The organism is Bacillus sp. OTU2372 (assembly GCF_038440275.1).
Lineage (GTDB): Bacteria > Bacillota > Bacilli > Bacillales > Cytobacillaceae > Neobacillus > Neobacillus bataviensis_B.
The window spans coordinates 63,871-86,528 of sequence record NZ_JASATK010000006.1; the positions used below are offsets into that span (position 1 = coordinate 63,871).

18 protein-coding genes are annotated in these 22,658 nt (G+C 39.3%); all 18 read right to left on the reverse strand.

Annotated features, from left to right (window positions below; all coding sequences use genetic code 11):
- Positions 1-22: 22 nt before the first annotated feature.
- The 18 genes from AAHB15_RS12285 to AAHB15_RS12370 all read right to left on the reverse strand — a co-directional run bounded on the left by AAHB15_RS12285 (position 23) and on the right by AAHB15_RS12370 (position 22,106).
- The gene (locus AAHB15_RS12285; protein ID WP_342042465.1) at positions 23-964 is read right to left on the reverse strand and encodes an ArsR/SmtB family transcription factor; all 942 of its coding nucleotides are present in this window, start codon (positions 962-964) and stop codon (positions 23-25) included.
- Between the two features lie 332 nt (positions 965-1,296).
- Complete coding sequence (locus tag AAHB15_RS12290; protein ID WP_342042466.1) at positions 1,297-2,145, reverse strand: MBL fold metallo-hydrolase; 849 nt, start codon at positions 2,143-2,145, stop codon at positions 1,297-1,299.
- Between the two features lie 44 nt (positions 2,146-2,189).
- Positions 2,190-3,164, reverse strand: a complete 975-nt coding sequence (locus AAHB15_RS12295) for an aldo/keto reductase family protein (RefSeq protein WP_342042467.1) — start codon at positions 3,162-3,164, stop codon at positions 2,190-2,192.
- Between the two features lie 29 nt (positions 3,165-3,193).
- On the reverse strand, positions 3,194-4,561 hold the full coding sequence (locus AAHB15_RS12300) for an MATE family efflux transporter (protein ID WP_335572519.1): 1,368 nt from the start codon (positions 4,559-4,561) through the stop codon (positions 3,194-3,196).
- A 139-nt stretch (positions 4,562-4,700) separates the two neighbouring features.
- Positions 4,701-5,669 (reverse strand): glycoside hydrolase family 43 protein, encoded by a 969-nt coding sequence (locus AAHB15_RS12305; protein ID WP_342042468.1) that lies wholly within the window; start codon positions 5,667-5,669, stop codon positions 4,701-4,703.
- 36 nt (positions 5,670-5,705) lie between these two features.
- On the reverse strand, positions 5,706-6,656 hold the full coding sequence (locus AAHB15_RS12310; RefSeq protein ID WP_335572517.1) for a glycoside hydrolase family 43 protein: 951 nt from the start codon (positions 6,654-6,656) through the stop codon (positions 5,706-5,708).
- 23 nt (positions 6,657-6,679) lie between these two features.
- Positions 6,680-7,921: a sn-glycerol-1-phosphate dehydrogenase gene (locus AAHB15_RS12315; RefSeq protein ID WP_342042469.1), complete on the reverse strand. Its 1,242-nt coding sequence runs from the start codon at positions 7,919-7,921 to the stop codon at positions 6,680-6,682.
- Between the two features lie 37 nt (positions 7,922-7,958).
- Complete coding sequence (locus AAHB15_RS12320; RefSeq protein WP_335572515.1) at positions 7,959-9,011, reverse strand: aldose epimerase family protein; 1,053 nt, start codon at positions 9,009-9,011, stop codon at positions 7,959-7,961.
- A gap of 113 nt (positions 9,012-9,124) precedes the next feature.
- A complete protein-coding gene (arfA, locus tag AAHB15_RS12325; protein WP_342042470.1) occupies positions 9,125-10,636 on the reverse strand; it encodes an arabinosylfuranosidase ArfA in 1,512 nt (503 codons plus the stop codon).
- A 64-nt stretch (positions 10,637-10,700) separates the two neighbouring features.
- A complete protein-coding gene (locus AAHB15_RS12330) occupies positions 10,701-10,979 on the reverse strand; it encodes a DUF6171 family protein (RefSeq protein ID WP_335572513.1) in 279 nt (92 codons plus the stop codon).
- Positions 10,980-11,064: 85 nt separating this feature from the next.
- Positions 11,065-12,567 (reverse strand): alpha-N-arabinofuranosidase, encoded by a 1,503-nt coding sequence (locus AAHB15_RS12335; RefSeq protein WP_446715862.1) that lies wholly within the window; start codon positions 12,565-12,567, stop codon positions 11,065-11,067.
- Positions 12,568-12,802: 235 nt separating this feature from the next.
- Positions 12,803-14,284: an L-arabinose isomerase gene (araA, locus tag AAHB15_RS12340; RefSeq protein ID WP_342042472.1), complete on the reverse strand. Its 1,482-nt coding sequence runs from the start codon at positions 14,282-14,284 to the stop codon at positions 12,803-12,805.
- A gap of 111 nt (positions 14,285-14,395) precedes the next feature.
- Positions 14,396-15,091, reverse strand: a complete 696-nt coding sequence (gene araD / locus AAHB15_RS12345; protein ID WP_342042473.1) for an L-ribulose-5-phosphate 4-epimerase — start codon at positions 15,089-15,091, stop codon at positions 14,396-14,398.
- A 272-nt stretch (positions 15,092-15,363) separates the two neighbouring features.
- Positions 15,364-16,962 carry a xylulokinase gene (locus AAHB15_RS12350; RefSeq protein WP_342042474.1) on the reverse strand — a complete coding sequence of 533 codons (1,599 nt, stop codon included), beginning with the start codon at positions 16,960-16,962 and terminating at the stop codon, positions 15,364-15,366.
- A gap of 211 nt (positions 16,963-17,173) precedes the next feature.
- The gene (locus tag AAHB15_RS12355; RefSeq protein ID WP_342042475.1) at positions 17,174-18,640 is read right to left on the reverse strand and encodes an arabinan endo-1,5-alpha-L-arabinosidase; all 1,467 of its coding nucleotides are present in this window, start codon (positions 18,638-18,640) and stop codon (positions 17,174-17,176) included.
- A 149-nt stretch (positions 18,641-18,789) separates the two neighbouring features.
- Positions 18,790-19,632 carry a carbohydrate ABC transporter permease gene (locus AAHB15_RS12360; protein ID WP_335572522.1) on the reverse strand — a complete coding sequence of 281 codons (843 nt, stop codon included), beginning with the start codon at positions 19,630-19,632 and terminating at the stop codon, positions 18,790-18,792.
- 81 nt (positions 19,633-19,713) lie between these two features.
- Positions 19,714-20,604 (reverse strand): carbohydrate ABC transporter permease, encoded by an 891-nt coding sequence (locus tag AAHB15_RS12365; RefSeq protein ID WP_335572507.1) that lies wholly within the window; start codon positions 20,602-20,604, stop codon positions 19,714-19,716.
- A 143-nt stretch (positions 20,605-20,747) separates the two neighbouring features.
- The gene (locus AAHB15_RS12370) at positions 20,748-22,106 is read right to left on the reverse strand and encodes an ABC transporter substrate-binding protein (RefSeq protein WP_335572506.1); all 1,359 of its coding nucleotides are present in this window, start codon (positions 22,104-22,106) and stop codon (positions 20,748-20,750) included.
- Between the last annotated feature and the right edge of the window lie 552 nt (positions 22,107-22,658).

Genomic DNA, 22,658 nt, shown 5'->3' on the forward strand with positions numbered 1-22,658 from the left:
ATCCAGTATCCATACGATTTTTTTATGAAAGTTTTTCTGTCTCTTCTTTGGTTAATTCACTATCATTGTAATAGAGGCGGAAAAGAATATCTTGATCATAATTGCCAAAGCCTGTTCCAAATAGAGTAACCCCGCCGACATTTTGGCTCTCTTCAAGGACAGCAATCCGAAACGTCCATTGCTTCTCACGAATACTAACATCATCAAGACTAACATCTGATATCTTTAACCCATCCATATAGGTACCGTCTGATGTTATACGGAGCCGTTTAAGCAATCCATATTGATTGACTTCACTCGGCCACCAGTCAGGTGTGAATTTCCCCCTGCTATCGCCGAAATCTCCGGGACTAGTCCATTTCCCCAATACGACATTATTTAGATAAAAATGGATATCCGACGGCCAATTACTGTTCGTAAATGGTGCCTCAGATGAAAGCTCTAAAGATATTTCAAGTTCGCTTGGGTCTTGATTGCCCAGGAGGAAATTAGGCAGCTTATATTCCACATACCCTTTCCCAAACCACAAAATCTTGGCACTCATTCGGTCAGGATAGAGAAAATACCTAGGATCATCAAATTCTCCAATAATCGTGTCAGTGGTTGCAATTCCACAGGTTGGTTCGATGGAAAAATCAGTATAGTGACCAACTGACACTTCTGTTTCATGAAATTTCTTTAGTTCACGTTCCTTTGAAGGAAATAATACTTCTATTTTTTCAGTCACAAGATAGCACTTTTTTTGTAATCCGCCTTTACCAGAGACTAATTCCGACTGGATAATTCCCGCTTTCTCTAATTTCTTTACATGCATGGTCATGATGGCGCTGGTGAGTTCTAAGCTTTGCGCGAGTTCCTTTACATTTCGAGGGTGTTCCGCCAAAAGGTGAATAATTTTCATTCTTACCTTACTTGCAAGCGCTTCAAAAACAGGAAGTGATTGTTCTGATATATCTAAATTCATGTAGTAATTCCACCTTAATAATCATTAATAAATCTATTAACAATTATAACATTACTACTAATTTCCTATATTTTCAATATAGGACGCGAAATTTATTTAGTTAATCTAAGAACAAAAGCGCAAGCGCCTTGAACAGCCCCGACAAGCATAAGACGCTCAGGGAAAGAAGGCTTTCTTTGCCTTCATTCCCTGAGTGGCTGTAGACCATCGAGGGGCTAGGCGCTGGAGCTGGACGTCGACAGTCCTTTTATTAACAATTATCCACAAGCGAAAATTTTATAATTTCCTGGTGAAAAAAAGCATGCAAATGTCTGCATGCCCTTTTATGAAAATTATTTATGATAAATAAATCTTTCACCTGGAACCATCATGTGGAATTTTTGGTTAGGGTAGCAATGAAACAAGTAATCCACAAAATAAACAGGATTCTCTCGATTATTCGGAAACATATCGTAATGAATCGGAACAATCAGGTCTACCCCAACAGCTGCCGAAAAGTCGGCTGCTTCTCTGAAACTCATGTTTCCAATAATTCCTCGTGAAGTGCGGAAATAGTCTCCGCCATTGATTGGCAAGAAAGCAACATGTGGTTTAAATTCTTTTACCTTTTCAATCAGTTCAGGTGTCACTACTGTATCCCCGCTGTGAAATAGACGAATTCCGTTGACCTCTATGAAATACCCTAAAAATGTATGATTTCCTAACGAATCCGTTTCGTATTCCGTATGAGCCGCAGGAATGGGTGTAATCTCAAATCCTTTAATTGTAAAGGATTCACCATCTTTAGCGGCGTGTATATATTTTTTTCCCACATGTTCTTGAACTAACGAGATGAGCGGTGCTGGGATTGCAAACATGGAGTCAGAGCCTTTTGCAATCTCTTTAATGCTTAATAGATCTAAATGATCATCGTGTCCATGTGTAACTAAAACACCATCTAAGTCTCGAAGCATTCCCGGTTCAACAACCGGTGGAAAAGCTCTCTTAAATTCAGTCTTCGGGTCCCGTTCTTCAATACTTCTGCTTAAATAAGGATCGATACAAAGGAGCCCATCCTCTTCTGTTCCCTTTAAAAGGATACCGGCTTGACCTAAATTCCAAAAGGAAACAGATTCTCCGTAAATCTTTGTCTTTCTTACCTCATTCATTAATTCTTCTCCACTTTTATAAATAGCTGCCATAGATTCCACCTTTTTTCTATTAAAATAGTTTAATACAATGTCATCTACCTTAATGGAGCAAAATCTTTTATCTTTTCAAGTATGTTTTCGATCTCGTCCAATACATCCTGAGTTAATACTAAATCAACCGCTTTTACATTCTCCTCCACTTGCTGTGGACGGCTGGCCCCAATAATAGCTGAACTAATACTAGGATGACGAAGAATCCAAGCGAGTGCCAGCTGGCTTAATGTTACGCCTAACTCCTCAGCCACACCATTCAATTGCTGAACACATTCTAGAACATCATTTCTGAAATAACTATTAATCACCCAGTTAGTCGAATCATTCGCGGCCCGGCTGTCTTCAGGCTTTTCTGTATTAGGTTTATACTTTCCTGTTAAAACCCCTTGGGCTAACGGTGAAAAGACAATTTGTCCAATACCTTTTTCCGTACAAACTGGCAGGACTTCCTTTTCTATATATCTCTCAAACATGTTATAGATTGGCTGATTTGAAATAATCGGCCGTAAGTGATTGGCTTTACCGATTCCCACAGCATTTTCAATTTGGTCGGCACTCCATTCACTGACTCCCGCATATAATATTTTCCCTTGCCTAATTAGATCATCTAATGCATATAGTGTTTCCTCAACTGGTACCTCTGGATCAAAGCGATGACATTGGTACAAATCAATATAGTCTAGGCCGAGCCGCTTGAGACTAGCGTCACATTGTTCAACGATATGCTTCCTTGATAGACCGCGTTCATTTGGCCGATTCCCCATCGGGAAGAAGAGTTTCGTAGCAACAACATAACTGCTTCTTGGATACACCTTTAGCGCTTCGCCGAGGACCTCCTCCGCCTTCCCGCCTTCATAGGCATTTGCTGTATCAAAAAAATTAATCCCTAATTCATATGCTTTATGGATGCAGTCATGTGCCGTATTGTCAGTGACAGCCTTCCCATAGGTTAACCAGCTTCCCAAACCAATTTCACTGATCTTTAATCCGCTGTTTCCAAGTCTGCGATATTTCATTATTTAAATCCCCTTCACTTTCATTGATATTAACGGGCTGTTGCCGTTTTTGAATTAACAACCAATACTTTTTTCTCCCATGCCCGGCTTCTCCATCTGAAATACATGACAATGCCTCTTTCCCATTCATCGACGATAAAGGCAATCCAAATTCCAGCCAAGCCTAATCCCAGATGAATCCCTAAAAAATAAGAAATCGGTACAGCAATCCCCCACATGGATAGCAAGCCTATTTTTACTGAAAAAGCGGCATCACCGGTTGCCCGGAGTGAGTTGACGACCAAGATGTTAAAGGTCCGGCCCGGTTCGAGTATCAAACACAATAGCAATAACTTACCACCCGTATGGATAATTTCTTTATCATTCGTAAAGATACGCATAATATCTTCTCTAAAAATAACAACTAAAATCGAGATAAAAATCGTAATAACAAAGCTATATTTTAAACTTTTCAGTAATTGACGATAGGCACCTTCAAAATCTCCTGCTCCTACTCGATATCCAATGAGAATTTGCGTTCCCTGCCCCATCGCTAAACCAAATAACATGATGAACGACATGATATTCCAGGTATACACTCGAGTGGAAAGAGCGGCCGCTCCAATAATCGCGGTAATAGCAGTCATCGCCATCTGGCTCGTATTATAGCTAATTTGTTCACTGGCAGCCGGTATGCCAATTTTTAAGATTTTTTTAATTTGCGATAGTTGGAAGTTAAAATAATCTTCTTTTTTTATAGCTATTGGAAGCCTTTTATACATAAGGATAAATGCTATAAGTAAAGCAGCAGCCCGGCTTAATGCAGTTGAAATAGCAACACCCTTAACTCCCAGCACCGGGAATCCAAATAATCCAAAAATAACAATACTATTGCCCGCTAAGTGAATCACATTCATCATCACAGAGACAAACATGGCCTCTCTTGTAAAGCCGTGTGCTCTTAAGATAGAAGAAACAGTAACGAGGACAGCTTGCAAAAACAGGGTCCCGCCCACAATAGATAAATATTCATAACCTATTTCGGCAATATCCGGTTTAAGATGGAACATTGCTAAAAGCGGCCCCTTAAATATGACCATTAACAAACTAACTACTAATCCGATGACTAGATTAATAGATATGGATATAGCTGATGCCTGCTTTGCGTCTTTTCTCATTCCCGCACCTAAATATTGTGAAACTAGAACCGCCGTTCCTGTTGCAGTAAAACTGAAGATTAGTATCGTAAAAAAGACAAGCTGATTGGCAACACCAACAGCTGCTACCACGTGATCAGAAATATGCGAGAGCATAATGGTGTCGGTACTGCCCATGATCGTTTGCAAGAATAACTCTATGAAAATAGGCCATGTGATAGTTCTTAAGCTCATGTTTCTTTGATCAATTGAAGTTGCCATTTTCCTGTCCACCTTATAAAATTTCACATCAAAGCTCTAAGCGAAGACCAGCCGGCCTCTTCATTACGTTCGCTTTATTTACAGAAAAAGATTCATATCAAGAAAAGATATGAACCTATTCTGCTAATTATTATTAGATCTAACTAGGAAAACCTAGGTTTGGAGTACCGTCCGGATTCCAAGTAAACTCTTTCGCGCAAGTGTGGCGGTTTGGATCATATAGTGGATCTCCAACGATTTCTGTATAGTTTCTTACATGATAGACAAGAATATCCTTGCTGCCATCTTCAGAAACTGTGAAACTGTTATGTCCAGGACCGTATTGGCCTGCTTCATAATTGGTTTTAAATACCGGTACTTCCGATTTGCTCCATGAATTTGGGTCCATCACATCACTTGATTCTTCCGCAGTCAAAAGGCCCATGCAATAATTCTCATCCGTTGCACTTCCGGAATAGGAAATAAAGAGCTTCCCATTTCTCTTAAGTACAGCTGGCCCTTCATTTACCCAGAATCCAATCGTTTCCCAATCATATTCCGGTTTAGCAATCATCACTTGCGGCCCTTTAATCGTCCAAGGGTTTTCTAATGGAGCAATATATAGATTAGAATTACCGCGGATGTTAGGATCCTTTTGAGCCCAGACAAGATATTGCTGTCCTTTATGCTCGAATGTTGTTGCATCTAATGCAAATGATTCCCAATCTGTTTTAATTTGTCCCTTTTCTTCCCATGTACCTTCTAACGGATTTGGAGATTTGTTTTCAATCACAAACATGCGATGTTGAAAAAGTCCATCGATTATTTCCTTTGAGGGTGCAGCAGCATAATAAATGTACCAACTGCCATTAATATAGTGAATTTCTGGAGCCCAAATCAGAGCACTCATTGGTCCTGTTTCATGCTTTTTCCAAGCGGTAACAGGTTCTGCATCAGCTATACCCAGGATGGTTTTTGAACGTCTAACCTCGATACGATCATATTCCGGAACGGAGGCGGTAAAGTAATAATATCCATCCGAATGTTTATAAACCCATGGATCTGCTCTCTGTTCGATAATCAAATCCTGTGCTGTTTTTGCCTCTTCAATTGTTACTTTTACCATCATAATCTTCCTTCCAAACATAATGTCAGCTGTTCATTATTATTTTGCATCGGCGACTGGGACACCAAAATTTGGTGTTCCATCTTCATTCCAAGTAAACACTTGAGCCCGAGTATGACGGTTTGGATCCCATAACGGGTCGCCCTCAATATCGCGATAATTACGAGCATGATAGATAAGAATATCTTGGTTTCCGTCTTCTGATACTGTGAAACTGTTATGCCCCGGTCCGTATTGACTGTTTTCTACATTTGTTTGAAATACAGGTGTTTCTGTTTTTTTCCACGATGCAGGGTTTAATAAATCGCTATCTTCATCTGCTGAAAGGAGCCCCATGCAATAATTGTAATCCGTGGCACTTGCCGAATAGGAAATGAAGATCTTTCCGTTTCTCTTTAAGACTGCCGCACCTTCGTTTACTAAGAAACCAATGGTTTCCCAATCATACTCGGGCTTTGTGATCATCACTTGAGGTCCTTCAATCGTCCAAGGATTGACCATTTTTGCAATGTAAAGATTGGAGTTGCCAACAATTTCAGGATCTCTTTGTGCCCAAACATAATACCTTTGCCCCTTATGCTCAAAAGTAGTGGCATCAAGTGAGAAAGACCCCCAATCTGTTTTTACTTGACCTTTTTCTACCCATGTACCTTCAAGAGGGTTCTCGGTATCAGTTTCGATCACATACATACGATGGTCAAAAATCTCATCTACCCTTGCGGCTGCATAATAGATGTACCATTTTCCGTCAATGTAATGAATCTCAGGTGCCCAAATGTTTGCGCTCATTGGGCCTTCTTCATGTTTTCTCCAGGCAACGACAGGTGCTGCTTCACCCAACCCTTGTATGGTTGCAGCCCTTCTAACTTCAATCCGGTCATATTCCGGTACAGACGCTGTGAAATAGTAGTAACCATCTGTATGTTTATATACCCATGGATCGGCACGCTGCTCGACAATGGGATTATTTAATGTTTCAATCTTAGGCATATTTGATCACCTGTCTCTTTCATTTATCTCACTTCTTCATGATGATTGACTTTGATTACCTCATTTAGAAACTTTAACGCTGTAAAACGATCTCTTAAATGGTGGGCTTCGGTTAAACTTCCCATGACGAGATTTCCATCAATCCCCAGTTGGCTTGGCAGTGTTTCTCCTCCAACTTTTTCGATAAGTTCACGCAGTTGAGAAGCTATCGGAATAGCCGTGTATACCGCTTTAATTTCTTCAATGTTTTCTTTAATATTTCTAACGATACAATAGTCTTCAACTGTTTTTATCGTATCATCTAATTTTCTCTGTACAGAGATGGCTGGGATAAATTCCCTTTCATATACATCTGCTAGGAGCGCAACAGCCACCCCCACCTTGGCCCCGTGAAGGACTTGCGGGCGGTTTTGTCTTAAGAATTCCATCTCCCAATAGTGTGAGAGGTGATGCTCCCCTCCTGAAGCTGGATGAGATTGGCCAAATAGTAACATCGCTAATCCAGATTGAATAAGGGCTTCAATTAAAATGCGGATACCTTCTTCATCAGCGGCGGCAATTTTATCCGCTTTTTCAACACATAAATGAAGAGCCTCCCTCGTAATGTTTGCAACAAGGGGACAATATGGTTCACCATAAGTAAGATGCCCAAATTTCCAATCCGCAAGGGATGTATATTTGGCTAACATATCCCCAAATCCTGCCGCGATCATTTTCTTTGGTGCCTTCCGTAGTATGCTTAAATCAGCAAATACGGAAATAGGTGCCATCATTTGAAAGGTTTTCTTCATTCCCCTCACAATTAATGGTGCACCCATAGATGTAAATCCATCAACAGAAGGAGCAGTAGGAACAGAAATGAACGGAATTTTCATTTTAGTACCTGTAAAGCGGGCAATATCATGAATGGTACCAGAACCTACAGCTATAATGACATCAGTATCTTGAGTAGTACCTAACAATGCTTGCACTAAAGACTTTTCGTCTGCCACTACATCATTATTATCATCAGGCTGCAGTATACAGGTAGAATAGACAACCTTTGTTGTTGATAAATGTGTGGTTAATTCTTTTCCAGCAGCACGGAAAGTCTGCTCGTCAGCAATTATGACTGCCTTTTTAAAAGCTTTTCTTTCTAAATAAGCAGCTGCTTCTCCTAATACATCGTTTCCTACTAAAATGGTTTCAATCGGAATCTGATTATGATGATTGCCGCAGTCACAACTATTGGCTAGACTCATAATTTCAGTTATTATTTTTTCCATTAACGTTCCTCCTGCTCCTTCAACTATCCAAACCTATTTATTTAGCTGCAACTCCGAATTTATACTTTGTCACAGATGTATACTCTTGGTCCTTTTCTAAGACCCAGGAAGGAAAGTTAGGGTGGTGGATAGCATCTGGCAACCCTTGCGTTTCTAAACAAATGCCAAGGTATTTACGGGACGGAACACCGTAAATCTCACCTTCTGATTTCATTTGGTTTCCAGAGTAGACAACGACTCCTGTCTCATCGGTTTCAATGGTCAATGTACGTCCGCTCTCAGAATCTGTAAGAACAATTTCTTGGTCATAATTGGATGATAGTAAAAAGGGATGATCATATCCTTGGCCTGCTAATTGATTTTGCGGATGATTGGATTCAACCCCCGATTGAATCAATCGTTCACTAGTAAAATCAAACGGCGTCCCAAAAACATCCAGCAGTTCTCCGGTTGGAAGCAATTCATCATTTAATTCTAGGAACTTATCACTTTTAATCGATAGTGAATGATTGAGAATATCCCTTTTAATATTTCCACTTAGGTTAAAATAGGAATGATTGGTCATATTTAATAATGTCTTTTCATCCGAAATTCCTGAATAGTGGATGGTTAGTTCATTCTGATTATTGAGTGTATAAGTTACCTTTATATTTACATTTCCTGGGTAACCCTCTTCACCATCAGGGCTCAGGTATGCCAATTGAACACTTACTTCTTCGTCATTCTCTATTATAGAAGCATTCCAAATCACTTTATCGAACCCTTTATTCCCCCCATGGAGATGGTTGTTGTTTTCATTTTTTGCGAGGGTATAGGTTTTTCCATCAAGTTCGAACGTTCCGCCCTTTATGCGGCCTGCTACACGTCCGACAACTGTACCGAAGAAATAACTTCCCTTCACATATTCTTCTAAACTATCATATCCCAAGACAATATTTTCATAGTTTCCGTCTTTGTCAGGCGTGGTTATTTTCGTAATAATACAGCCATAATTAATACAAGTAAGCTCCATACCATGGTCGTTAACGAGTTTATAAGAATTAATCGTTTGATTGTTTAATTCACCAAACTTTTCTTGGATAACCTTCATATTAATCCTGCCTTTCATTCCTGTGTTATCGCTTAAGCGCATATCATTCAAATAAAAAATAGTCCATATCCTCTTAGTCTAGTTGACTAAAAAGATATGGAATATAAAGAGAATTACTTACGTTTCGCTAAACGGATTACATTCCAAGAAAGCTTCGGAAGAATAGCCGTTACGCCGCCATTCTCGGTCTTAGCATTTCCATTTGAATGAGGAGCTACAGGGGTTCCCTTAGCTGAATTCGTTTGCTTAATATCGTCATTTTCTAGGACAATATGCTCGACTACTTCGTAGCCTTCAAAATTACGGATATCCACTTCTAGGTCTAAGCCTTCTTGAAGGTGACGGTTTACTGCAAAGATGGTTAATGTTTCTTCCTCTTCATTGTAGACAGCTGTTGACTCTAAATATGGAACATCCGTAAAATCCTTGCTATCATATTTAGGACTTGAAATGATAGGATTTAGCGAAACTCCACGGCCAAATACAGATGTATGCATGTATGGATAGAAAATCGTTTGCTTCCATGCAGGTCCGTTATCTTCAGTCATAATTGGCGCAATAACGTTTACCAATTGTGCAAGGCAGGCAATTTTCACACGGTCCGCATGCTTTAGCAATGTAATCAGCATACAGCCTACTAATAGAGCATCTTCAAAGTTATAAGTATCTTCTAATTGTGGTGGTGCAATGCTCCATGGTTCAATTCTTTTATCCTGCTCATTGCTGTGATACCAAACGTTCCACTCGTCAAAAGATAGATTAATATTCTTTTTGCCGCGTTTTTTCGCTTTAATGTAGTCAGCAATAGAAATGACAGATTTAATAAAATCATCCATTTCTAAGGAAAGGGCTAAATAGTTTGAAATGTCATTGTCACGGTTGCCATAATATTGGTGCAGAGAAATAAACTCAACATGATCATAGGTATGATCAAGAACAGTTGCTTCCCAATCTGCAAATGTAGGCATATTTCTGTTTGAGCTTCCACAGGCAACTAATTCGATTGAAGGGTCCACCCACTTCATAACCTTTGCCGCTTCTTGGGCAAGACGGCCATATTCAGCAGCAGTCTTGTGACCAATCTGCCAAGGACCATCCATTTCGTTCCCTAAACACCAAGTCTTAATGTTATAAGGATCTTTTACTCCATGGGAAATTCGTAAATCACTATAGTAAGAGCCGCCAGGATGGTTACAATACTCGACTAAATTACGAGCAGCATCAATACCGCGTGTTCCAAGGTTAACAGCCATGTTTACATCCGCGTTTACAAGCTGGGCCCATTTCATGAACTCATTCGTACCCATTTCGTTTGTTTCTGTTGTACGCCAGGCTAATTCTAACCGACGCGGGCGGCTTTCAACTGGTCCCACGCCATCTTCCCAATTGTATCCGGATACAAAGTTTCCGCCTGGATAACGAACAAGCGGTACTTGCAGTTCTTTTACCATTTCAATCACATCTTGACGGAAGCCATTTTCATCTGCTTGAGGATGACCTGGTTCATAAATACCGCCATAAACGGCACGTCCTAAATGTTCGATAAAAGAACCGTAAATACGATTATCGATCTCAGATACTTTAAAATCCTTTTCTAAAATCATTTTTGCCTTTTGGTTGGACATGTTCATTCTTCCTCCCCTGCCTTCTTAATAGTCTTATCAACGAGAAAACTACTATAAATACTAGTTAACTGACTTTATCCCATTTTGGTTTACCTGCGAAAGGACAGTTTTTGTTTTTAAACTTGGCCCGGTAGCGGACGATACATCCGCTATGTGCACAAGTGGTACCATATTGCAGGGAAGGACAGCTCTCACAAGTCTTTAATCTTGCTAGATAGACCTCGTCAGAAACAATAACAGTTGGGTTCTCTTCGGCTTCTTTGACTAATTCTTGAATGATCTCTTCCGTTACGATTACACTTTCCACGCAGCCCTTGCACAGACTTTTCTGATTCACTGTCATTCCCCGCCTTCTTCTTTTATTCAATATCTTTGTTAGTTTTGGTCTGTTGATTACCGCTCCAGGCGGCTTCGCTCCAATCAAGAGCCTATTCAATAACTAATGTCACAACAGACATTGCTGGAAGCTTGATGGCCAATTTATTATTCTCAATAGCTACACCTGTGAATTCAACTGGTTTAACTACATCCGGCTGTTCAAATGTGTTATGAGCATTCATCGTGTCTGCAGTGATAATGGTGCCTGACACCTTTGTATTCGCTGCATTAATACCACGTAGGTCTAAATCTAATTCAGCCCCGTTTTGGTGATCGATATTACATAAGCTTACATGGATTTTGCCTTCTGCATTTTTCGATGCAGATACTGTTACCTGCGGCAATGTTTCACCATTATACTCATAAGATCCAAATGAAGAATCAACAGCTAAAACTTCTGCATCCTGGTGAACCTTGTACATATCAAATACATGATACGTTGGAGTAAGGATCATCCTCTCGCCTTCAGTCAGAATCATGGCTTGTAATACGTTAACCGTTTGAGCAATATTTGTCATTTGAACACGATCTGCGTGGTTGTGGAAGATGTTGAAGTGTAATCCTGCCACTAATGCATCACGAATCGTATTTTGCTGGTATAAAAATCCAGGGTTTGTACCTGGCTCAACGTCAAACCATGTACCCCACTCATCAATGATCATGCCAATGCGTTTTTGTGGATCGTACTTATCCATAATCGTACTGTGTTTAGTAATTAACTCATCCATATGAAGAGCTTTTTTCATGGTAATAAACCACTCGTCTTCAGGGAAATCAACAGCAGATCCTTTTCCTAACCAGAAGTCTCCTGGAATGGTGTAATAGTGAAGGCTTAAGCCATCCATTAACCAGTGGGCATTTTTCATTAACACTTCTGTCCAGTTATAGTCATCGACATTCGCTCCGCCGGCAATTTTATAAACTTTGTTATTTCCATAGTTTCTTACATAGGTTTGGTATCTGCGGTAAAGATCAGCATAATATTCAGGACGCATGTTTCCGCCGCAGCCCCAGTTTTCGTTACCAACACCAAAATACTTTAATTTCCATGGCTCTTCACGGCCATTTTCACGGCGCCAGTTGGCCATTGGTGATTCGCCTTCAAAGGTCATGTATTCAACCCACTCTGACATTTCTTGAACCGTTCCGCTTCCAACGTTTCCGCAAATATATGGCTCACACTCTAGTAATTCACATAAAAGCATAAATTCGTGTGTACCAAAATGGTTGTTTTCTACGACACCGCCCCAGTGAGTATTAACCATTCGTTTGCGGTTTTCCTTAGGGCCAATACCATCTTTCCAGTGATATTCATCGGCAAAACAGCCGCCTGGCCAGCGAAGGACTGGAACTTTGATGTTTTTTAATGCTGCTAGAACGTCATTCCGAATTCCTTTTGTATTTGGGATGGAAGAATCCTCACCAACCCAAATTCCTTCATAAATACATCTTCCAAGGTGCTCTGCGAAATGACCATAGATATTTTTATTGATTTTTCCTTTTTGGATATCTGCGTTGATAATTACATTATTAGCCACCAAAAACGCCTCCATTTTGAGTTATTAGAATTTGGTTCTGTTTAATTTGGTTGTTGATTGCAGCGAAAGAAGCTCGCTTTCCGCGGGCGTGCCGGTGAGCCTCCTCGGCGCTATTGCGCCTGTGGGGTCTCACCTGCCCCGTAGTCTCTCCCCTTTATAACAATAAAAATAATGGTCTCAAGTGACCATCAGGACTATTATTTTTCTAATAGCCCTGATTTTTTTATTAAGTAGTTTTAAACCGTTTTAATTAACGAAAGATAACGTCGTTCCAGCGGATTTCGTTATTGAATGCATGAGTGTTTGTGTCATTGTTAATTACTAGGAACTCAATTCCAGCTAGTTCAGCAAAGTCTCTAAGCTGTTCAGTTGTTACCTTATATGAGAAGCCTGTATGGTGCGCCCCGCCAGCCTGGATCCAATTTTCAACTGCTTGACTTAAAGATGGCTGAGTCTTCCATAATACGCGTGCAACAGGAAGCTTTGGCATATCCTTTTCTAACTTAACCGCATCTACTTCATTTACAAGTAGACGGAAACGATGCCCAAGGTCAACGATGGTTGCGTTCAATGCAGAGCAGCCGCCTTTTCCATCAAATACAATTCGGGCAGGGTCTTCTTTACCGCCGATTCCAAGTGGATGAACCTCTATTTTTGGACGAGTGGCAGCGATGGTTGGGCAAACTTCAAGCATGTGAGAACCAAGAACCATTTCATTCCCTGGCTCAAAATGATACGTATAATCTTCCATGAAAGAAGTTCCTTCATTACCTGCAATAATTTTCATCAATCTAACAAGCGCTGCTGTTTTCCAGTCACCTTCACCAGCAAAACCATAGCCTTGTTCCATTAAACGCTGTACTGCTAAACCAGGAAGCTGACGGATGCCATGTAAATCTTCAAAAGTAGTTGTGAATGCAGTATAACCGCCTTCTGTTAAGAATGCTTTCATACCAAGTTCAATTCTAGCCTGATAACGGATGGAATCACGAACTGGACCATCTGTAAGTCCTTCTGGAGTAATATCATAATGCTCCTCGTATTCAGCCATTAACTGGTCAATTTCTTGTTCGGTTACATCATTCATTCGTTGAACGAGGTCACCCACTCCGTAACCGTTTACTGTCCAGCCAAATTTGATTTGCGCTTCTACCTTATCCCCCTCTGTTACCGCTACTTCGCGCATATTGTCACCAAATCTTGCAACTTTAAGGTTTTTGCTCTCCTCAAACGCTGCTGCTGTTCTCATCCAGCTGCCAACACGCTCTCTTACTTCTTGGTTTTCCCAATGACCAACAATAACTTTACGCTTTACTTTCATACGTGCTGCGATGAAACCATGCTCACGGTCACCGTGGGCTGCTTGGTTTAAGTTCATGAAATCCATATCGATTGAATCCCAAGGGATATCACGGTTAAATTGTGTAGCTAAATGTAGATAAGGCTTTTGAAGAGAAGAAAGGCCTGCAATCCACATTTTTGATGGTGAGAATGTGTGCATCCAAGTAATGATACCCGCACAATTTTCATCCGCATTTGCTTCGAGGATCAATTTGCGGATAGAATCCGAATCCTTTACGACTGATTTAAAAATTAATTTATAAGGTACAGCCGAATCCAATCCATTTACAATTGTTTTTGAGTTTTCTTCCACTTGGCGAAGTACATCTTCTCCGTATAATAATTGACTTCCTGTAACAAACCAGAATTCATAGGCTTTTGTAGTTAACACTGTAATTCCTCCTAAGGATAGATATGGTTATAGTAATTTATTAAATTTGTGCTCTGCAGCCAGTCATCCGTACAAGTTATCTGGGATTTCGGCATTTAGTATTCTATTAGACTACTTCTGTCCGTAATAAGCGTTAGCACCATGTTTACGAAGATAATGTTTATCAAGCAAGAATTGGTCGATCGGCTTAATTTGCGGGTTAAGCGTAAATGTGTTTAACGCCATTTTGGCCACTTCTTCTAAAACAACCGCATTGTGCACGGCTTGGTTGGCATTTTTTCCCCAGCTAAATGGAGCATGACCTGATAATAAAATTCCAGGCATTGCAACAGGGTCAAGTCCTTCTTTTTCAAAGGTTTCAATGATCACATTGCCTGTTTCAAGCTCATATCCACGATCAATTTCCCCTTGGGAAAGGGTACGTGTACAAGGAATTTCTCCGTAAAAATAATCAGCATGTGTCGTACCAAGTGCCGGAATCGGGCGTCCTGCCTGCGCCCAGCTTGTTGCTCCTGGGGAGTGAGTATGAACAATTCCACCAATTTGCGGGAATGCCCGATACAATGCAAGATGTGTTGGTGTATCGGAAGAAGGTCTTAAGCTCCCTTCCACGATGTTTCCATCTAAATCTAATACAACAAGATCATCGATTTGCAGTTCATCGTACGGTACACCACTTGGTTTAATCACAACCAGGCCTGATTCACGGTCAATTCCGCTCACATTTCCCCAAGTAAACGTAACCAATCCATGTTCTGGAAGCGCTAAGTTAGCTTCCAGAACCTCTTTTTTCAAACGTTCTAACATACGGTTTCTTCCTCCTTACCCTCAAAAAAGAATACGTTTACAAATCTAATAAAATTTTTATTAATCTAAAAATGATTAATAGCTCTAATTCAGACATTCTATAAAAATAAATTTATTATACGTACAAGATATTTGATAAGGTGACAACCTTATCATTAATTCCGATAAGTTATGCGAACAACTTTAACTTGTACGTATAACCTTGATTAAATTTTACCATTTATCTGTTTTTTTTCAATGGTATTTTTATAATTAATTTACGTTTTTTATATTTACTTTAGATTGGTTATTGCTGCGCTTTCAATTGCAAGTCCATTGGTATAACGCTTCATAAACTGCTCAAATCCCTCAACATCCTTTGGAACTGGAGACACAGTCGTACCAGTTCTTTCTGCAAATACATTGTGGCTTAAATACTCTTCCAATGTTTCATTATTGGATTTTTTGATCATATAAGATGCAAGCAGGGCGATCCCCCATGCTCCGCCCTCTCCTGCAGTTTCCATAACAGAAACAGGAACATTGAGAGCAGCTGCCATGATGCTTTGTCCAACACCTTTCGTCTTAAACAAGCCGCCATGACCTAGGATCACATCTAGTCTCACTTCTTCTTGTTTAAGCAGAATATCCATTCCCATTTTCAGCGCGCCCAATGCTGTATATAAATGTACACGCATAAAATTAGCCAGGTTGAAATTGCTTTCAGAAGAACGGACAAACAGTGGACGACCTTCTTCAAAGTGGGTAATGTGTTCACCGGAAAGATAACCATATGCAAGTAAGCCGCCGCAATCCGGGTCCCCTTGAAGGGCCAAATTATATAGAGTTCCATACAATCTATTCATGTCAACATCCATACCCATTGCTTTTGAAAATTCGTCAAACAATCCGACCCATGCATTCAGGTCTGAGGAACAATTGTTGGAATGAGCCATCGCTACCAGGTTACCAGTAGGTGTGGTAACAAGGTCGATCTCGGTATAAACTTTGGACAGTTCTTTTTCCAGTACAACCATTGCAAAAACAGAAGTTCCGGCTGAGACATTACCTGTACGTTTCGCTACGCTGTTTGTTGCGACCATACCGGTTCCTGCATCACCTTCCGGCGGACAAAGTGGAATACCAGCCTTTAGCTCTCCGGTAACATCCAGAAGCTTCGCTCCTTCTTCTGTAAGTACACCAGCGTTTTCACCCGCTACCAATACCTTCGGCAGAATATCTTCAAGTTTCCAAGGCAGATTATGAGGTGCAATCAATTCATTGAATTGTTTGATCATGGTTTGATTATAGTTCTTCGTATTCAAGTCAATTGGAAATACACCGGATGCTTCACCAACTCCCAAAACCTTTTGTCCTGTTAGTTTCCAATGAATATAACCAGCTAGAGTTGTCTGAAAGCTAATGTCAGTAATATGTCTTTCCTTCTTCAAGATAGCTTGATATAGATGAGCAATACTCCATCTTTGTGGAATGTTGTAGTTAAAAAGTTCTGTCAGTATTTTCGAAGCCTGTTCGGTAATATTGTTACGCCAGGTTCGAAAGGGTACCAGAAGCTCTCCATCTTTATCGAAGGTCATATAGCCATGCATCATCGCACTAAAACCAATTGCTCCTACTGTTTGTATCGTAACTCCGTATTGCTGTTTCACATCCTTAGCCATTTTTTGATAGCTGTCTTGTACACCCTTCCAAATATCCTCTATGCTATAAGTCCATATATTGTTCTCATAGCTGTTTTCCCAGTCATGGCTGCCAGATGCGATTGGTGCATTATCTTCTCCAATGAGAACTGCTTTAATTCGGGTTGAACCAAGTTCAATACCAAGTACTGTCTTGCCACTTTGAATGGCATTTTCCACATCACAACACATGTAATTTCCCCCTATTTTATAGAAACTTCTTTAATTTGGTTGATAGAAATTATCTAGTTCATTTCAAGCATTAGTATTGCAACCTTGATAACATCATTAGTTATCCTTACAACTCATTTAATCATCAAAACTTGTACGTATAACTCAATTTAAATTTTACCATCTATGAATTTTTTTTCAATGCCTTTTTATATTAATTTAATAGTTTAGACTATTTATTTATTATTTTCTTTCCCCAAATAACGGTACCTTCCTGATTCATTCCTGTAAAAACCAATGTACCCCTCCAGTTCTCCCAATCCCAGGCCGGAATCACCTTTACAGTAAAATTCCAATAGTCTTTAGGCGCAACCCCGGGATCATATATGGACAACTGTAATGTGTTCTTTCCTGTCAATTTCCAATGGCTTTTCCTTTTGCCATTCTTAATTTCTCCATTAGCGAGTAATTGGAACTTTGTCGAACCTTCCATAGCATCATCAAAGCGATTCAAAACGATCTGCTGCCATTCTCCAATTAAATTGGACTCGATCACCCTTTGCTCCGTTTCGCCTGCATATCGTTCAGGAGACACGACCGGCCAGCCATCATCGGTCCAGACCATTTTTCTTACATGCAGATGCGACCAGTACTTATCCTCTCCGGCTCTAGCATTGTGAATGAGATAATAGTTTTCTCCATCTTGAAGTAATCCATTATGTCCTGTTCCCAGCCAGCCCGGATCTTTTCCGAAAGAATAAGCTGCTACGATTTTATTTCCGGTATTAAAGGAGTCGTCGCTTGGGTCAATCATGTCCTTATGGTTATAGTCTAAAAATGGCCCTGTGATATTTTTAGAGCGGGCAACCCTCACATTATACGTATCTTCTAACCAATCATAAGAAACAGTTAAATAATAGTAACCCGTTTTTTTGTTATAGATTATTTCTGGACCTTCAATTCCAGCATTCATATCCTTCCTTTGGGCAAGCAAGGTTCCTTGATCATTAGGATTTACTAATTTACCGGTATTTTTATCGACCTTTGTAATAAAGATCCCGCCAAAATAGGATCCATACACCATCCACGGCTGGCCACTTTTATCAATGGTTATGTCTGGGTCGATCGCATTAACGGTATTTCCGTCGTCTTCTTTCGATTTAAAGACTGCTCCTTGATCCTTCCAAGGACCTTCAATTTTGTCGCTCGTCGCTAGACCAATATAAGAATTCCTTTTCCCTACCTCAGAAACAGAATAATATAGATAGTATTTTCCATTCATTTGAATGACGTTTGGCGCCCAAAATGTTGTTCCATGCGTCCAGTCCCACGCCTCTTGCGAAACTTGTTCAAAGACACGGCCAACAAAATTCCAATGAATCAAATCCTTTGATTTTCTGATTTGGATCCCCGGTGTAGGCGGTGCGCCGACCATATAATCGGTAGAAAACACATAATACCAGCCATCCGTTTTAATAATGGCTCCATCATGGGTAAAATTAGTCGTCCACTTCTTTTCATCATAAAGAACATCGGAGTTAACATTTTTAACTGGCGTTTTTGCCGGGGCTGAAGGCAGTTTTATTCCTGTAAAATCATTTTCCTTTGGTTGGTAGTGTTTAAACCCAAAGATAGACGCTGGGATGATGATTACAGCTAACAACACACCAATCAGAATTACTTTAGTTTTTGTTTTCATTCATTATTCTCCCAGTCTATGAAACGACACTAGTATTTTTTGATAAGAAAAGGCACTTATCAAAACAAGTGATAATAAGTGCCCTTACGTTTTCTTTCTATTAAACTGTGAATGTTCATTATAAATGCACTAACAATAATTTAATTGAATCAACCTTTTACACCGGAAATCGCAATTGATTCGATGATTTGTTTTTGAAAGATAATGAATACAATTAGCATCGGCAATAACGCTACCATAGATGCCGCCATAATGAGCGGGTAGTCACTTTGAATCGCGTATGATGCATTAAAGTTTGCGATAACTAACTGTAATGTTTGTTTTTCTGGTGAGTTCAAATAAAGAATTGGACCTAAGTAATCATTCCAGATTCCCATGAACCAAAGGATTAACTGGGCAGCTACCGCTGGTTTGATTAATGGGAAGATAATCTTATAAAAGATTTGGAAATAAGAGCATCCATCAATTTTTGCCGCTTCGATGATTGAATTTGGAATGCTGGTTAAGAATTGACGTAAAAAGAAAATCATGAAAATGTTGCCAAACAATCCAGGCACGATTAAAGGCAATAGACTATCAATCCAGCCAATATTTGAAAACATAATGAATTGCGGAATCATGACAACAGGATACGGAATCATGACAGAAGCAAAGAGTGTAATGAAAATCTTATTCTTTCCAGCGAATTGTAATTTTGAAAAAGCAAACGCTGCTAAGCTGGAAGTGAATGTTCCGATTACTGTGACTGTTATTGCTACAATCAAACTATTGCCGATACCAGATAAAAGCGGTCCCATATCCCAGATTTCAGCATACTTACTGAAAGAAATGGTATGAGGAATCCATACTGGAGGTAAAGAAAAGACATCTTCCTTTGATTTAAGGGATGTGGAAAACATCCACATTAACGGAGCTACCATGAAGATTGCTCCAATAGTAAGCAAGGCAAAAACAAATATATTTGTAATTCTATTTTTCTTTTTTTCAGACATTGGTTCTGCTTTAACCGTCTTTTTTGCAATTGCAGCTTCCATTTTTCTAGCCCCTTTCTATTACTCTTTTATTCACCGATCTTAATCCAAATCAAAAGAATTTTTCTCGTTGATCTTAAACTGGATTAAGGTAACTATAAAGATGAAAAGTCCAAGTACCAAGGCCATTGCAGACGCATAACCTAATTGGAAGTTACCAAATGCTTTCTGCCAGATGTAGAATACAACGGATGCGGAGCTAAATTCAGGACCGCCAGTTGGGGTCATAACGTTAATTTCTGTAAAGATTTGAGCGCCGCCAATAATATTTGTTACGATAATGAAGAAGGTTACTGGTTTTACCATTGGCAAAGTGATGTACCAAAAAGATTTGAACGCGTTCGCTCCATCTAACTTAGCCGCTTCATAAAAGGATTTAGGAACACTTTGAAGTGCTGCTAAATACAATAACATCGTATAGCCTAAGCCCTTCCATACTGCCATTATAATTAAGGCAGGTTTAACTGTGCCTGTATTTTGCAGCCAGTTTGGACCCTTGATGCCAAAAAGATCTAAAAATTGGTTAACTAAACCATAATCGCCATTGTAAGCCCATTGCCATAAAATAGAGATGGCAGCTAGTGAAGAAATAACCGGGATATAATAGAGAACTCGGAAGGTATTCGTTCCAGGGATTCCTCTATTTAAAGCTAAAGCAAGCAGTAGTGCTAATACGATACCAATCGGAATTCCCAGCATCATAAAGATGGTATTATACATAGACTTATAGAAATATTCATCTTGAAATAAATTCTTAAAGTTTTCTAGTCCAATAAAATTCATCTGTCCTAAACCGTTCCAATCCGTAAACGCCCCGTAGATCGAATACAATAAAGGAACCAAAGCAAATATGAGGAATCCTAAAACCGGTGCCGCTATAAATAAATAGGCGTATCTTTGTTCCGTACGATACAGCTTGGATGTTGTTTTCATCTTTCCCCACCCTTTCAATGACATTGTCGAGTACATCTCCCTTTCTCTAAATTTCTTATCACTAAAAAAGTTAGATAAAAGGAATAAATGGTGCTAGCAAACTTCCTTAAACTAGCACCATTTACACTATGTCAAAAACGATATTATTTCTTTGCAGATTGTTTTTCTTGTTGAATCGCTGCGTCTAATAGTTTTTGCATTTTTGGCTTTTCTTCTTTTACATACTGTGCAGCTGTTTTCTTGCCGTCAAGGACAGGCTGAATGTTTTTAAAGAATTCATCATACCATTCACCGGTATAAGTGAACTCAGCTGGGAAGCTGCGGCCATAATCATTGATAATATCTAAGAATTCTTGCTTGTTTGCTGGTTTTACAGAAGTATTTGCAGCCCACTCTTCTGCAACTTTTACGCTGTTTGGAAGTTGAATTTGTGCATCGACTAATGCTTTTTGACCTTCTTGGTCAGCTGATAGATAAGTTGCTAATTCAGCAGCAGCTTTAGCATTTTTAGTTGTTGAAGCTACACCAATTCCAAGTGAACCGATCCATGCAGCAGACTTACCAGTTGAGCCAGCAGGCCACGGAATTAAATCGTAATCAAAAGGTAATGTTGCATATGTTGCCATATCCCAAGGACCTACAGGGAAGAACGCTAATTGGCCTTTCATCCATCTTTGGTATGTGTCAAGTGTTTGTGCTTCAGAGATAGATGGAGTTACTTTGTATTTGTTTTGCTGATCAGCAAACCATTGTAATGCTTCAATAAATTTAGGATCATCGATCGTTACTTTTGTATGTGTTTTATCGATGAAGTCTGCACCATTACTCCAAACGAATGGTTGTAATGACCATTGAACGTTAAATCCAGTACCGAATTGGTCAACTTTTCCGTCACCATTTGTATCTTTTGTTAATTGTTTTGCTACATTGATAAATTCGTCCCAAGTATATGGCTTATCCTTGTCAGGAAGTGGAATTCCTGCTTTTTCAAACATTGTTTTATTGTAGCCTAGTGCAAATCCGCTGATATCCTTTGGTAAACCGTAGATTGCGCCTTCGCCAAGATTTTTGCCATCGAAACGATATTTGTTAACCCCTTTTTCCCACATATCGCTTAATTTAACATCTTTTGAACCTTCAACATATTTCGTAATGTCTAATAAGATTCCAGAGTTTACATATGCTTTAACTTGAGCTGGGTTATAGAAGAAAACATCCGGAATTTTGTGTCCTGCAATCGCAGCTTTTAATTTTGTATCGTATTGGTCAGGAGCGACAGAGACAACGGTTACTTTTACATTTGGATGTGACTCTTCATATTTCTTAACAGTCGATTTATAGGCTTCTAATTCTTTAGGCTGACCGCGGAACATAAAAGTAAGTTCTGTTTTGCCGCCGTCCTTACCTCCACTAGATTGATTTCCACATCCTGTAAGGATGGAACCAACCACCAAAATCGCTAGCAACAAAAGTGCGCTTATTTTTTTAGATGCTTTAAACAAGTAAATCCCTCCAATTAAATTGATTTAAAAATTGCGTAAAAATTAAAACCATTGGAAGCGTAATCACTTTTCAATAAAAAATAAAGTGTTAATGTTAGTAAACTAGTTAACTCTTTAATTTAGATGTACGGACATGTAAAAGTGATTAGATATGAATCCCTCCTAAAAAGCCCCTCTTTATTAAGATTATAAGTCTTAAGTATGATATTTTATAAGGCTTTTTTTATCGATTTTTGTAAAACCGTGAAAGCGTATTCCTTATATTTCAAATATTAATATACCTGTTCGTACATGTCAATCATTTTTCTATTAATTTTTATTTTTTGTACGTACGTGTCAAGTGGTTGATTTATAAGCTTTTTATACGATAATAATCGATCTGCTTAGATTCTTTCAACAAAGCCCAGATGAAATTCTTTTCAATGAACATTAGATTCATGATTTTTCGTGTTAATTAGTCACTTTTCTAATGGATTCGACACTAATTAACTTCTTTTATTAAAATTTTTATTATACTCGAAAAGATAAATAAAAATTTTTCATAGTTTTTTT

Bases quoted from the DNA above. Each gene is read 5' to 3' on its own strand.
- AAHB15_RS12285 (WP_342042465.1), bottom strand. From the start codon at position 964: ATGAATTTAGATATATCAGAACAATCACTTCCTGTTTTTGAAGCGCTT.
- AAHB15_RS12290 (WP_342042466.1), bottom strand. From the start codon at position 2,145: ATGGCAGCTATTTATAAAAGTGGAGAAGAATTAATGAATGAGGTAAGA.
- AAHB15_RS12295 (WP_342042467.1), bottom strand. From the start codon at position 3,164: ATGAAATATCGCAGACTTGGAAACAGCGGATTAAAGATCAGTGAAATT.
- AAHB15_RS12300 (WP_335572519.1), bottom strand. From the start codon at position 4,561: ATGGCAACTTCAATTGATCAAAGAAACATGAGCTTAAGAACTATCACA.
- AAHB15_RS12305 (WP_342042468.1), bottom strand. From the start codon at position 5,669: ATGATGGTAAAAGTAACAATTGAAGAGGCAAAAACAGCACAGGATTTG.
- AAHB15_RS12310 (WP_335572517.1), bottom strand. From the start codon at position 6,656: ATGCCTAAGATTGAAACATTAAATAATCCCATTGTCGAGCAGCGTGCC.
- AAHB15_RS12315 (WP_342042469.1), bottom strand. From the start codon at position 7,921: ATGGAAAAAATAATAACTGAAATTATGAGTCTAGCCAATAGTTGTGAC.
- AAHB15_RS12320 (WP_335572515.1), bottom strand. From the start codon at position 9,011: ATGAAGGTTATCCAAGAAAAGTTTGGTGAATTAAACAATCAAACGATT.
- arfA (WP_342042470.1), bottom strand. From the start codon at position 10,636: ATGTCCAACCAAAAGGCAAAAATGATTTTAGAAAAGGATTTTAAAGTA.
- AAHB15_RS12330 (WP_335572513.1), bottom strand. From the start codon at position 10,979: ATGACAGTGAATCAGAAAAGTCTGTGCAAGGGCTGCGTGGAAAGTGTA.
- AAHB15_RS12335 (WP_446715862.1), bottom strand. From the start codon at position 12,567: ATGGAGGCGTTTTTGGTGGCTAATAATGTAATTATCAACGCAGATATC.
- araD (WP_342042473.1), bottom strand. From the start codon at position 15,091: ATGTTAGAACGTTTGAAAAAAGAGGTTCTGGAAGCTAACTTAGCGCTT.
- AAHB15_RS12350 (WP_342042474.1), bottom strand. From the start codon at position 16,962: ATGTGTTGTGATGTGGAAAATGCCATTCAAAGTGGCAAGACAGTACTT.
- AAHB15_RS12355 (WP_342042475.1), bottom strand. From the start codon at position 18,640: ATGAAAACAAAAACTAAAGTAATTCTGATTGGTGTGTTGTTAGCTGTA.
- AAHB15_RS12360 (WP_335572522.1), bottom strand. From the start codon at position 19,632: ATGTCTGAAAAAAAGAAAAATAGAATTACAAATATATTTGTTTTTGCC.
- AAHB15_RS12365 (WP_335572507.1), bottom strand. From the start codon at position 20,604: ATGAAAACAACATCCAAGCTGTATCGTACGGAACAAAGATACGCCTAT.